This window comes from Streptomyces sp. NPDC034670 (assembly GCF_055574875.1).
In genome coordinates this window covers 68,002-81,157 of sequence record NZ_JBVITR010000024.1, presented here as the reverse complement: position 1 = coordinate 81,157, position 13,156 = coordinate 68,002, and the positions used below count along the sequence as shown (strand labels likewise).

General features: G+C 73.6%; 11 protein-coding genes. All 11 read left to right on the top strand.

Annotation, left to right across the window (positions count from 1 at the left end):
* The first annotated feature begins 185 nt into the window (after window positions 1-185).
* The 11 genes from ACZ56B_RS17975 to ACZ56B_RS17925 all read left to right on the top strand — a co-directional run bounded on the left by ACZ56B_RS17975 (window position 186) and on the right by ACZ56B_RS17925 (window position 13,081).
* Complete coding sequence (locus ACZ56B_RS17975) at window positions 186-1,478, top strand: homoserine dehydrogenase (RefSeq protein ID WP_468790934.1); 1,293 nt, start codon at window positions 186-188, stop codon at window positions 1,476-1,478.
* Between the two features lie 6 nt (window positions 1,479-1,484).
* Window positions 1,485-2,543 (top strand): threonine synthase, encoded by a 1,059-nt coding sequence (gene thrC, locus ACZ56B_RS17970; protein ID WP_468790932.1) that lies wholly within the window; start codon window positions 1,485-1,487, stop codon window positions 2,541-2,543.
* Window positions 2,544-3,071: 528 nt separating this feature from the next.
* Window positions 3,072-3,989, top strand: a complete 918-nt coding sequence (thrB, locus tag ACZ56B_RS17965; protein WP_468790930.1) for a homoserine kinase — start codon at window positions 3,072-3,074, stop codon at window positions 3,987-3,989.
* A 417-nt stretch (window positions 3,990-4,406) separates the two neighbouring features.
* Window positions 4,407-6,446: a transcription termination factor Rho gene (gene rho, locus ACZ56B_RS17960; protein WP_468790928.1), complete on the top strand. Its 2,040-nt coding sequence runs from the start codon at window positions 4,407-4,409 to the stop codon at window positions 6,444-6,446.
* A gap of 349 nt (window positions 6,447-6,795) precedes the next feature.
* Entirely contained in the window at window positions 6,796-7,935 is a 1,140-nt protein-coding gene (locus tag ACZ56B_RS17955; protein ID WP_468790926.1) for an LCP family protein, read from the top strand.
* Window positions 7,936-8,083: 148 nt separating this feature from the next.
* On the top strand, window positions 8,084-8,305 hold the full coding sequence (gene rpmE / locus ACZ56B_RS17950; RefSeq protein WP_468790924.1) for a 50S ribosomal protein L31: 222 nt from the start codon (window positions 8,084-8,086) through the stop codon (window positions 8,303-8,305).
* Window positions 8,306-8,410: 105 nt separating this feature from the next.
* A complete protein-coding gene (gene prfA, locus ACZ56B_RS17945; protein WP_468790922.1) occupies window positions 8,411-9,478 on the top strand; it encodes a peptide chain release factor 1 in 1,068 nt (355 codons plus the stop codon).
* 28 nt (window positions 9,479-9,506) lie between these two features.
* Window positions 9,507-10,352, top strand: coding sequence for a peptide chain release factor N(5)-glutamine methyltransferase (prmC, locus tag ACZ56B_RS17940; protein ID WP_468790920.1), 846 nt, complete (start codon window positions 9,507-9,509; stop codon window positions 10,350-10,352).
* A gap of 51 nt (window positions 10,353-10,403) precedes the next feature.
* Window positions 10,404-11,051: an L-threonylcarbamoyladenylate synthase gene (locus tag ACZ56B_RS17935; RefSeq protein ID WP_468790918.1), complete on the top strand. Its 648-nt coding sequence runs from the start codon at window positions 10,404-10,406 to the stop codon at window positions 11,049-11,051.
* Window positions 11,048-11,725 carry an arsenate reductase/protein-tyrosine-phosphatase family protein gene (locus ACZ56B_RS17930; protein ID WP_468790916.1) on the top strand — a complete coding sequence of 226 codons (678 nt, stop codon included), beginning with the start codon at window positions 11,048-11,050 and terminating at the stop codon, window positions 11,723-11,725. Before ACZ56B_RS17935 ends, ACZ56B_RS17930 begins: the two co-directional genes overlap by 4 nt.
* 117 nt (window positions 11,726-11,842) lie before the next feature.
* Window positions 11,843-13,081 (top strand): serine hydroxymethyltransferase, encoded by a 1,239-nt coding sequence (locus ACZ56B_RS17925; protein ID WP_468790914.1) that lies wholly within the window; start codon window positions 11,843-11,845, stop codon window positions 13,079-13,081.
* The last annotated feature ends 75 nt before the right edge of the window (window positions 13,082-13,156 follow it).

The window sequence follows — 13,156 nt, the reverse complement described above, 5'->3', positions numbered from 1 at the left end:
CGCCCCGCCGTCCCGTCGGCTGCACGGCCCGCCGGAACCGCGGGCCGTGCGTCCGGGAGGAAGATCTTCTGTCCTCCCGGGCACGGAAATGAAATAGACGTCTCACGATCCGGACAAAGGGCAGAAACTCCCGTCCGGTGAGTGAGACTGGTGCAACCGAGACGGTAACCAGGAAACGAGGTCGGATGATGCGTACGCGTCCGCTGAAGGTGGCGCTGCTGGGCTGTGGAGTGGTCGGCTCAGAGGTGGCGCGCATCATGACGACGCACGCCGACGACCTCGCCGCGCGCATCGGGGCGCCGGTGGAGCTCGCCGGGATCGCCGTGCGGCGGCCCGACCGGGTGCGCGAGGGCGTTCCCGCGGAGCTCGTCACCACCGACGCCACCGCCCTCGTCAAACGCGGCGACCTCGACATCGTCGTCGAGGTCATCGGCGGGATCGAGCCCGCCCGGACGCTGATCACCACCGCCTTCGAGCACGGCGCCTCCGTCGTCTCCGCGAACAAGGCGCTGCTCGCCCAGGACGGGGCCGCGCTGCACGCCGCCGCCGAGCGGCACGGCCGGGACCTCTACTACGAGGCCGCCGTCGCCGGCGCCATCCCGCTGATCCGGCCGCTGCGCGAGTCGCTCGCCGGGGACAAGGTCAACCGGGTGCTGGGCATCGTCAACGGCACCACCAACTTCATCCTCGACAAGATGGACACCACGGGCGCCGGCTACCAGGAGGCGCTCGACGAGGCCACCGCCCTGGGGTACGCGGAGGCCGACCCGACCGCCGACGTCGAGGGCTTCGACGCCGCGGCCAAGGCCGCCATCCTCGCCGGGATCGCCTTCCACACCCGGGTGCGCCTCGACGACGTCCACCGCGAGGGCATGACCGAGGTCACCGCCGCCGACTTCGCCTCCGCCAAGGAGATGGGCTGCACCATCAAGCTGCTCGCCATCTGCGAGCGGGCCGAGGACGGGGCGTCGGTCACCGCGCGGGTGCACCCGGCGATGATCCCGCTCAGCCACCCGCTGGCCTCGGTGCGCGGGGCGTACAACGCGGTGTTCGTCGAGTCGGACGCCGCCGGGCAGCTGATGTTCTACGGGCCGGGCGCGGGCGGCGCGCCGACCGCCTCCGCCGTGCTCGGCGACCTGGTCGCCGTGGGCCGCAACCGGGTCGGCGGGACGACCGGGCCGGGCGAGTCCGCGTACGCCGCGCTGCCCGTCTCGCCGATGGGCGAGGTCGTCACGCGCTACCACATCAGCCTCGACGTGGCCGACAAACCGGGTGTTCTCGCCCAGGTCGCGACCGTGTTCGCGGAGCACGGCGTATCGATCGACACGGTGCGCCAGCAGGGCAAGGACGGGGAGGCCTCCCTCGTCGTCGTCACCCATCGTGCGTCCGACGCGGCCCTCGGCGGGACCGTCGAGGCGCTGCGCAAGCTCGACACCGTGCGCGGTGTCGCCAGCATCATGCGGGTTGAAGGAGAGTAACCAGCAATGACCCACCAGTGGCGCGGAATCATCGAGGAGTACCGGGACCGGCTGCCGGTATCGGACACCACGCCGGTCGTGACGCTCCGTGAGGGCGGCACGCCGCTCGTGCCCGCGCAGGTGCTCTCCGAGCGCACGGGCTGCGAGGTCCACCTCAAGGTCGAGGGCGCGAACCCGACCGGGTCCTTCAAGGACCGGGGCATGACCATGGCCATCTCCAGGGCCAAGGAGGAGGGGGCCAAGGCCGTCATCTGCGCCTCCACCGGCAACACCTCCGCCTCCGCCGCCGCGTACGGGGTGCGCGCCGGGATGGTGTCCGCCGTGCTCGTGCCGCAGGGCAAGATCGCGCTCGGCAAGATGGGCCAGGCGCTGGTCCACGGCGCGAAGATCCTCCAGGTCGACGGCAACTTCGACGACTGCCTCACGCTCGCCCGCGCCCTGAGCGACAACTACCCCGTGGCGCTGGTCAATTCGGTCAACCCGGTACGGATCGAGGGGCAGAAGACCGCCGCCTTCGAGATCGTGGACATGCTGGGCGACGCGCCAGACGTCCACGTGCTGCCGGTGGGCAACGCGGGCAACATCACCGCCTATTGGAAGGGCTACCGCGAGTACGCGGCCGACGGCGTCTCCACGAGGACCCCCCGCATGTGGGGCTTCCAGGCCTCCGGCAGCGCCCCGATCGTGCGCGGCGAGGTGGTCAAGGACCCGTCGACCGTCGCCACCGCCATCCGCATCGGCAACCCCGCCTCCTGGCAGCAGGCGCTGGCCGCGCGGGACGAGTCCGGCGGTCTCATCGACGAGGTGACGGACCGTGAGATCCTGCGCGCCTACCGGCTGTTGGCCTCGCAGGAGGGCGTCTTCGTGGAGCCCGCGTCCGCCGCGTCGGTCGCCGGTCTGCTGAAGGCCGCCGAGCAGGGCAAGGTCGACCCCGGCCAGCGGATCGTGTGCACCGTCACGGGCAACGGCCTGAAGGACCCGGACTGGGCCGTCGCCGGCGCCCCGCAGCCGGTCACCGTCCCCGTCGACGCCGCGACCGCCGCGGAGCGCCTCGGCCTGGTCTGACCCGGCGCCCGGTCCGCCCGGCCGTCCGGACCGCCGCCGGGCTCCTCGCCCGGCCCCGCCCGGTCCGGCCGTCGCCGTCCGCCCCCTGCCCGGGGCGGGCGGCGCGTCCCGGTGGCACCGGGAGCGGCGCGGGACGACACGGTCCGGCAGGACGGGCGTAAGAAGGCGCTCACCTGGGAAAGTTCTCTGCGGGGGGTGCACAGGGGGCTTACGACACGCATCGTGCGCCTCCTGTGCGCCCTATGTCGCCACAGAACCTTCCTTCGATAGGCTGTACTGAACCCGCCCGCCGCATATGCCGCGGTATCGCGTCGTCCCGTGGTCCGGACAGTGGCCCGGAACGGCCCGGAGAGCGGCCGGCCAGCCCGGCCGGCGGCGGGCCCAGGGGTTGCCCCAGGGGTTTTCGTACGCCGTCGAAGGTCCCGCCCTCGAATGTCCATCGAATGCCCGTCGAATGCCCACCGCGCCAGTCGAGCGGCAGGCGAGCGGCATTCGACCGTCACGTAGCTCAAGGAGAGTCTTCGAGCGATGGCCGGTCCCGCGTTCCGCGCCGCCGCCGTCCGGGTGCGCGTCCCCGCCACCAGCGCCAACCTCGGCCCGGGCTTCGACGCCCTCGGCCTCGCGCTGGGCCTGTACGACGACGTGGTCGTCCGGGTGGCCGACTCCGGGCTGCACATCGACATCGCCGGCGAGGGCAGCGAGACCCTCCCGCGCGACGAGAGGCATCTGCTCGTACGCTCCCTGCGCACCGCCTTCGACCTGCTCGGCGGGCAGCCGCGCGGCCTGGAGATCGTCTGCGCCAACCGCATCCCGCACGGCCGGGGCCTGGGGTCCTCCTCGGCCGCCATCTGCGCCGGGATCGTCGCCGCCCGCGCCGTGACGATAGGCGCCGAGGCCAAGCTCGACGACACCGCGCTGCTGGAGCTCGCCACCGAGATCGAGGGCCACCCCGACAACGTCGCGGCCTGTCTGCTGGGCGGGTTCACCGTGTCCTGGACGGAGGGCGGCGCCGCCCGGGCGATCAGGATGGACCCCGCCGACTCCATCGTCCCGGTGGTGTTCGTCCCCGCCAAGCCGGTGCTCACCGAGACCGCGCGCGGCCTGCTCCCGCGCACCGTGCCGCACGTCGACGCCGCCGCCAACGCGGGCCGTGCCGCCCTGCTCGTCGAGGCCCTCACCCGGCGCCCCGAGCTGCTGCTGCCCGCCACCGAGGACCGCCTGCACCAGGAGTACCGCGCCCCGGCCATGCCGGAGAGCGCGGCCCTCGTGGAGCGGCTGCGCGGGGACGGCATCCCCGCAGTGATCTCCGGCGCCGGACCCACGGTCATGGCGCTGGCCGACGCGGACACCGCCGACAAGGTCGAAGCACTGGCCGGCGCCGACTGGGCCGCCAACCGGCTCGGTCTCGACGCGCGGGGCGCGAGCGTGCTTCCGCTCGCCACCTGACACCCGGTTGCCGGATTTGGAGAGGGGGAATGTTTGTTGGATCCGGTAGTGTTAACCTCAAGTCTGCACCCGACCCCACCATGGCGAGGTGCCTCGTGTCCCCGTCCGGGACAGACATTCTTCCGGGAGCTCCCCAAGCCGCACCGTGTTCTCCGCCTCGTACGCGAGCAGTACCGCGAGCAGTACGTCGTACGCGAACACTGAGTGGCCCGTGGGACACGCTCCGGAACCGGTGCGACCACGCCACGTGACACCAGGTGTCACGGCACGTCGAGGAAGCGCCGTCACCAGATATCCCTTCCGCCGCTCAGGCGGACAACCGCCCCGGCGCGGTCCGCACAGCAAGGACCGAAGCCGGACAGCACAACCGGTCGCCGAGCCAGACAGGCCGACGTCCGCTCCAGGGAAGGACCCTTCGTGAGCGACACCACCGATCTGATGGGCGCACGTGTCGAGGAGACCGCTGCCGCGCCCGCCACGGACGCTTCCGCGCCTGCCACCGGTGCCGGCTCCCGGCGGCGCCGCGGTACCGGCCTCGAGGGCATGGTGCTGGCCGAGCTGCAGCAGGTCGCATCCGGCCTCGGCATCAGGGGCACCGCGCGCATGCGCAAGAGCCAGCTGATCGAGGTCATCAAGGAGGCGCAGGCTGCCGGAGGCGCCGCCCCGGCCAAGGCCGAGCCCGCCGCCGAGACCAAGCCCAAGCGCCGTGCCACCTCCCGGACCCGTACGGGCGAGGCCGCCGAGAAGAAGGCGGACGCCAAGGACGAGCAGGCCCCCGCCGAACAGGCCGCGGCCCAGCAGCAGATCGAGATCCCGGGCCAGCCCTCCCCGAAGGCCGCCGCCCCGGCCGAGCAGGCCCCCGCCGAGGAGGCCGCTCCCGCCGAGCGCCGCCGCCGTCGCGCCACCGCCGAGGCCGGTGCCCCGGCCGCCGCGACCGAGACGGTCGCCGCCGAGGCGAGGACCGAGCCGAAGGCCGAGACCCCCGCCCAGGCGCAGCAGCAGCCGCAGCAGGGCGAGGCCAGGCCCGACCACGAGGGCGGCGAGGGCCGCCGCCGGGACCGCCGCGAGCGCGGCCGCGACCGCGACCGTACGCACGGCGGCGACCGCGGCGAGCGCGGTGACCGCCGCACCAAGGGCGACGACCAGCAGCAGGGCGGCCAGAGCCGTCAGCAGAACCAGCCGCAGGGCGGCGGCCGCCAGGACGACGGCTACGACGACGACGGCGGCGGCCGGCGCGGCCGGCGCGGGCGCTACCGCGACCGCCGCGGCCGCCGCGGCCGCGACGACATGGCCTCCGAGCCGCAGATCACCGAGGACGACGTCCTGATCCCGGTCGCGGGCATCCTGGACATCCTCGACAACTACGCCTTCATCCGCACCTCCGGCTACCTGCCGGGCCCGAACGACGTGTACGTCTCCCTCGCCCAGGTCCGCAAGAACGGCCTGCGCAAGGGCGACCACATCACCGGCGCGGTCCGCCAGCCCAAGGAGGGCGAGCGGCGCGAGAAGTTCAACGCGCTCGTCCGGCTCGACTCCGTCAACGGCATGGCGCCCGAACACGGTCGCGGCCGCCCGGAGTTCAACAAGCTCACCCCGCTGTACCCGCAGGACCGCCTCCGCCTGGAGACGGACCCGGGCGTGCTGACCACCCGGATCATCGACCTCGTGTCGCCGATCGGCAAGGGCCAGCGCGGTCTGATCGTGGCCCCGCCGAAGACCGGCAAGACCATGATCATGCAGGCGGTCGCCAACGCGATCACCCACAACAACCCCGAGTGCCACCTGATGGTCGTCCTCGTCGACGAGCGTCCGGAAGAGGTCACCGACATGCAGCGGTCGGTCAAGGGCGAGGTCATCTCCTCGACCTTCGACCGCCCGGCCGAGGACCACACCACGGTCGCCGAGCTCGCCATCGAGCGGGCCAAGCGGCTGGTGGAGCTGGGCCACGACGTCGTCGTGCTGCTCGACTCGATCACCCGCCTGGGCCGCGCGTACAACCTCGCCGCCCCGGCCTCCGGCCGCATCCTGTCCGGTGGTGTCGACTCGACCGCCCTGTACCCGCCGAAGCGCTTCTTCGGCGCGGCCCGCAACATCGAGGACGGCGGCTCGCTGACCATCCTCGCCACCGCCCTGGTGGACACCGGGTCCCGCATGGACGAGGTGATCTTCGAGGAGTTCAAGGGCACCGGCAACATGGAGCTCAAGCTCGACCGGAAGCTCGCCGACAAGCGCATCTTCCCCGCGGTGGACGTCGACGCGTCCGGCACCCGCAAGGAGGAGATCCTGCTCAGCGGCGAGGAACTGGGCATCGTCTGGAAGCTGCGCCGGGTGCTGCACGCCCTCGACCAGCAGCAGGCGATCGAGCTGCTCCTCGACAAGATGAAGCAGACCAAGTCGAACGCCGAGTTCCTGCTGCAGATCCAGAAGACGACGCCGGCGCCGGGCAACGGCGACTGACGTCCCCTTCGCGCAGGGCCGCGGCCGAAGCGCCGCCCAGGGGCCGCTCCCGTCACGGGAGCGGCCCCTCGCGCGTTCCCGGCGGCGTCCCGGCGAGAGCCCCGCCCCGCGGGCGCCCGCCGGCGCCGATCCCGAGCGGCGCGGACTTCCCGGCCGGAACCGCAGGTCAGCGGCGCGCGCACGGCGCCCGGCGGGCCCGGGGCCGGGCACGGGGTGCCGTGCGGCCCCGTCCTGCGTTTTCCCCTCCGGCCGGACGGCGGGACGATGGTGCCGTACGGGAAGCGGACCGGCCGGATCCGGTACCGACAGCGGCAGAAAGGTCGACCACCGGACGGGGGCTGAGGAGCACATGGCTGCCGAGAGCACACCGGACCCCGGCCCGCCGGGGGGACCCGGCGCGGCGGATCCGCGGCACCGGGCCGCGAGGCGCCGCCGCGAGCAGCGCGGGAGGCGGCGCGCGGGCGTGAGGGCCGCGGCCTGGACCGCCGCGGGCATCGTGGCCCTGGGCGGCGCCGGCGCCGGATACCTGTACCTCAGGCTCAACGGCAACATCGACAGCGTCGACATCGCGCGGATCCTCGGCGCCGACCGGCCCGGGAAGGCCGACAACGGCTCCGAGAACATCCTGGTCCTCGGCTCCGACACCCGCTCCGGCGGCAACGGGGAACTCGGCGGCGGCACCGACGACGGCACCGCCCGCTCCGACACCGCGATGATCGTGCACGTCCACGGGGGCCGCGACCGGGCCAGTGTGGTCTCCCTCCCGCGCGACACCGTCGTCGACCGCCCCGCGTGCGCCGTCCCCGAGGGCGGCACCCGTCCCGCCGCGACCGGTGTGATGTTCAACTCTGCCTACGCCACGGGCGGGGCCGCCTGCGCGGTGAAGACCGTCGAGTCGCTCACCGGCCTGCGCATGGACCACTACCTGGAGATCGACTTCGCCGGCTTCCGCGAGGTCGTCGACGAGCTCGGCGGTGTGGAGATCACCACCACCGAGGACATCGAGGACCCCGACAGCCGCCTCGACCTGGAGGCCGGCACCCACCGGCTGGACGGGGAGCGGGCCCTCGGCCTGGTGCGCACCCGGCACGGCGTCGGCGACGGCTCCGACCTCGGCCGCATCCGGCTCCAGCAGGCCTTCCTCAGGGCGCTGGCGCGGCAGGTCGAGGAGATCGGCGTCCTCACCAGCCCCAAGAAGCTGTACGACCTCGCCGACACCGCCACCAGGGCCGTCACCACCGACTCCGGCCTCGACTCGGTGAACTCCCTGATGTCCTTCGCGAACGGCCTGAAGGACATCGGCCCCGCGGGGCTGCGGATGGTGACCGTGCCGGTGCGGTACGACCCGGCCGACGCCAACCGGGTCCTGCTGGAGAAGGACAGGGCCCGGCTGGTCTGGGACGCGCTGCGGAACGACGAGCCGATCCCCGCCGCGGCCACCGAGCCCGCCCCCGCCGGCCGGACCGGGGACGTGATGGGCGCGCCGTAGACCGGCGCCCCGCCGGGGGAATAGATCGTCCCCACCCCCGGTTTGGGAGGAAGGCGCCAGTCCTGGCAGACTGGTACGTCGGCTCCGGTTCACGCCTGTCGCATCCCGCGGCGGCGACCCGGCGCCCTCCCGGAACCTAGGAGACACCTTGAAGCGCGACATCCACCCCGAGTACGTCGAGACGCAGGTCAGCTGCACCTGTGGCGCGTCGTTCACCACCCGCAGCACGATCTCCAACGGCACCATCCGGGCCGAGGTCTGCTCCGAGTGCCACCCGTTCTACACGGGCAAGCAGAAGATCCTCGACACCGGTGGCCGTGTGGCCCGCTTCGAGGCCCGCTTCGGCAAGGCCGCCGGCTCCAAGAAGTAGCGAGCCCCCAGGCGCCGGTCCGCGGCAGTGCCCCCCGAGGGGCGCTCCGGGGCCGGCGTTTTTGGTCGCGCCCGCCCTTCACCCCCGTACCAGCAGGAGCCCAAGATGTTCGAGGCCGTCGAGGAACTCGTCGCCGAGCACGCCGACCTGGAGAAGAAGCTCGCCGACCCGTCGGTCCACGCCGACCAGGCAGGCGCGCGCAGGCTCAACAAGCGCTACGCCGAGCTCACCCCGATCGTCGCCGCCTACCGCTCCTGGCGGCAGACGGGCGACGACCTCGAGACCGCGCGCGAACTGGCCGTCGACGACCCGGACTTCGCCGCCGAGGTCAGGGAGCTGGAGCAGCAGCGCGAGGCACTCACCGACAAGCTCCGCCTGCTGCTGGTCCCGCGCGACCCCAGCGACGACAAGGACGTCATCCTCGAGATCAAGGCGGGCGCGGGCGGCGACGAGTCCGCCCTGTTCGCCGGCGACCTGCTGCGCATGTACCTGCGCTACGCCGAGCGGGTCGGCTGGAAGACCGAGATCATCGACGCCACCGAGTCCGAGCTGGGCGGCTACAAGGACGTCCAGGTCGCCGTGAAGGCCCGCGGCCAGATCGAGCCCGGCCAGGGCGTGTGGGCGCGGCTGAAGTACGAGGGCGGCGTGCACCGCGTGCAGCGCGTGCCGGCCACCGAGTCCCAGGGCCGCATCCACACCTCCGCGGCGGGCGTCCTGGTGACCCCCGAGGCCGAGGAGGTCGACGTCGAGATCAACCCGAACGACCTGCGCATCGACGTCTACCGGTCCTCGGGCCCGGGCGGCCAGTCCGTGAACACCACCGACTCCGCCGTGCGCATCACGCACGTCCCGACCGGGGTCGTCGCCTCCTGCCAGAACGAGAAGAGCCAGCTGCAGAACAAGGAGCAGGCACTGCGTATCCTGCGCTCCAGGCTGCTCGCCATGGCGCAGGAGGAGGCGGAGAGCAAGGCCGCCGACGCCCGCCGCAGCCAGGTCCGCACCGTCGACCGCTCCGAGAAGATCCGCACCTACAACTTCCCGGAGAACCGCATCTCGGACCACCGCGTCGGCTTCAAGGCGTACAACCTGGACCAGGTCCTGGACGGCGACCTCGACGCGGTGATCCAGGCCTGTGTCGACGCGGACTCGGCCGCCAAGCTCGCCGCCGCGTGATTCCCGCAGACCAGCCCGGAGGACCAGCGTGAACCTGCTGCTCGCCGAGGTGGCCCAGGCCACCCAGCGGCTCGCCGACGCCGGCGTGCCCTCGCCGCGCACCGACGCGGAGGAGCTCGCCGCGTTCGTGCACGGCGTCAAGCGCGGCGAGCTGCACACCGTGAAGGACTCCGACTTCGACGCCCGGTACTGGGAGGTCACCGCCCGCCGCGAGGCCCGCGAGCCGCTCCAGCACATCACCGGGCGCGCCTACTTCCGCTACCTGGAGCTCCAGGTCGGCCCCGGGGTGTTCGTCCCGCGCCCCGAGACCGAGTCGGTGGTCGAGTGGGCCATAGACGCGGTCCGCGCCATGGACGTCGTCGAGCCCCGCGTCGTCGACCTGTGCACCGGCTCCGGCGCGATCGCCCTCGCCCTCGCCCAGGAGGTGCCGCGCTCGCGCGTGCACGCCGTGGAGCTGTCCGAGGACGCCCTGGTGTGGACCCGCAGGAACATGGAGGGCTCCCGCGTCGACCTGCGCCAGGGGGACGCCCTGACGGCCTTCCCGGACCTCGACGGCCAGGTCGACCTGGTCATCTCCAACCCGCCGTACATCCCGCTCACCGAGTGGGAGTACGTCGCCCCGGAGGCCCGGGACTACGACCCGCAGCTGGCCCTGTTCTCCGGCGAGGACGGCCTCGACCTCATCCGGGGCCTGGAGCGCACCGCGCACCGGCTGCTGCGCCCCGGCGGAGTGGTCGTGGTCGAGCACGCCGACACCCAGGGCGGCCAGGTGCCGTGGATCTTCGCCGAGGACCGCGGCTGGACCGACGCCGCCGACCACCCCGACCTGAACAACCGCCCCCGGTTCGCCACCGCCCGCAAGGCGCTGCCGTGAGCGTCCGGCCCACCCCATCCCCCCAGCAGCACGCACGAGGAGGCCCGCCAGATGGCTCGGCGATACGACACCAACGACGCCACCGACCGCACGACCGGTCTGCGTGAGGCCGCGTCCGCCGTCCGCCGCGGCGAGCTCGTGGTGCTGCCGACGGACACGGTGTACGGCATCGGCGCCGACGCGTTCACCCCGGACGCCGTCGCCGACCTGCTGGCGGCCAAGGGCCGCGGCCGCACCATGCCCACGCCCGTCCTCATCGGCTCCCCGAACACCCTGCACGGCCTGGTCACGGACTTCTCCGAGAAGGCCTGGGAACTGGTCGACGCGTTCTGGCCGGGCGCGCTGACCCTGGTCGCCCGGCACCAGCCGTCCCTCCAGTGGGACCTCGGCGACACCCGCGGCACGGTGGCCGTGCGGATGCCGCTGCACCCGGTCGCCATCGAACTGCTCACCGAGGTCGGCCCGATGGCCGTCTCCTCGGCCAACCTCACCGGCCACCCGGCGCCGGAGAACTGCGACGCCGCGCAGGAGATGCTCGGCGACTCCGTCTCCGTGTACCTCGACGGCGGCCCGACGCCCGGCAACGTCCCCTCCTCGATCGTCGACGTCACCCGGCCGGTGCCCCTGCTGCTGCGCGAGGGCGCGCTCTCGCCGGAGGAACTGCGCAAGGTGGTACCCGACCTCGAGGTGGCGAATTGACGGCCCCCGAGTCGGGGCGTGGCATAGGCGGCGGGGAAACCGCCGCGGAAGTGACGACGACCTTCGGATTCCCGCGCGACACCTTCCGCATCCTCCACGTCAGTACCGGAAACGTGTGCCGCTCGCCCATCACCGAGCGGCTGACCCGGCATTTCGTGAGCCAGCGGCTGGGCGTCCTGGGCGGCGGGCTGATCGTGGAGAGCGCGGGCACCTGGGGGCACGAGGGCGCGCCGATGGAGGCGCACGCGGAGACCGTGCTGGCCGAGTTCGGCGCGGACGCCTCCGGCTTCACCGGCCGCGAGCTCCTGGACGAGCACGTGATCCGCGCCGACCTGGTGCTGACCGCCACCCGGGACCACCGCGCCCAGGTCATCTCCATGGGCCACTCGGCGGGCCTGCGCACCTTCACGCTGAAGGAGTTCACCCGCCTGGTGAACGCGATCGACCCGGCGACCCTGCCCCCGCTGGACGACGGCCTGGTCATGCGCGCCCGCGCCCTGGTCCGCGCGGCCGCCGCGCTGCGCGGGTGGCTGCTGGCCCCGACGGCCGAGGCGGACGAGGTCCACGACCCGTACGGGGCGCCGCTGACCTTCTTCCGCTCCATCGGCGACGAGATACACCAGGCCCTGGACCCGGTGGTCACGGCCCTGACGGGCGTACCGACCCGGGCGTGAGGCCGGGCACGGCCACGGGGACCGGCCCGCGGCCACGGGCGGACGCGGCGACCGCGCGCTCCCCGGGCGCCCGGCCTACATTGGTCGTACGTCAGCGCCGACGTCCGGGAGCCCCCCATGACGGTCACCCCTGCCCTCGAGGCCGATGTCCTGCGCCGCCAGGACCCCGAGCTCGCCGACGTCCTGCGCGGCGAGCGCGAGCGGCAGGCGACCACGCTCCAGCTGATCGCCGCGGAGAACTTCACCTCGCCCGCCGTGCTGGCCGCCCTCGGCTCGCCGCTGGCCAACAAGTACGCCGAGGGGTACCCGGGCGCCCGGCACCACGGGGGCTGCGAGTTCGCCGACGCCGCCGAACGCCTCGCCGTGGAGCGCGCCAAGGCCCTGTTCGGCGCCGAACACGCCAACGTCCAGGCGCACTCCGGCTCCTCGGCCGTGCTGGCCGCCTACGCCGCCCTGCTGCGCCCCGGGGACACCGTCCTCGCCCTCGGCCTGCCCCACGGCGGCCACCTCACCCACGGCTCGCCCGTGAACTTCTCCGGCCGCTGGTTCGACTTCGTCGGCTACGGCGTGGACGCGGAGACCGGGCTCGTCGACCACGACCAGGTGCGCGCCCTCGCCCGCGCGCACCGCCCCAAGGCGATCGTCTGCGGCTCCACCGCCTACCCCCGCCACCTCGACCACGCGTTCTTCCGCGAGGTCGCCGACGAGGTCGGCGCGTACCTGATCGCCGACGCCGCGCACCCCATCGGGCTCGTCGCCGGGGGAGCGGCGCCCAGCCCGGTGCCGTACGCCGACATCGTCTGCGCCACCACGCACAAGGTGCTGCGCGGCCCGCGCGGCGGCATGCTCCTGTGCGGCGCGGAGCTGGCCGGACGGGTGGACCGGGCGGTCTTCCCGTTCACCCAGGGCGGCGCCCAGATGCACACCATCGCCGCCAAGGCGGTCGCGTTCGGGGAGGCGGCGACGGAGGCGTTCGCCGCGTACGCGCACCGAGTGGTCGCCAACGCGCGGGCGCTGGCCGCCGCGCTGGCCGCCGAGGGACTGGCCGTCACCACCGGCGGCACGGACACCCACCTGATCACCGCCGACCCGGCCCCCCTCGGCGTGGACGGGCGCACCGCGCGCGGCCGGCTCGCGGCGGCCGGGATCGTGCTGGACTGCTGCGCCCTGCCGCACGCCGACGTCCGGGGCCTGCGCCTGGGCACGGCGGCGGTGACCACGCAGGGCATGGGGGAGCGGGAGATGCCGGTCGTCGCCGCTCTGGCGGCGGGCGTCCTGACGGGCCGGACCGGGGCGGCGCGGGCCCGTCAGGAGGTGCGGGAGCTGACCGCGGCCTTCCCGCCGTACCCGGGCTGAGCACCGCCGGCGCGGGCGGGCGCGCCCGGGGGCGCGGTCGCGCGTGCAACCGTGGCCGCCACCCGGAAGTCCTCA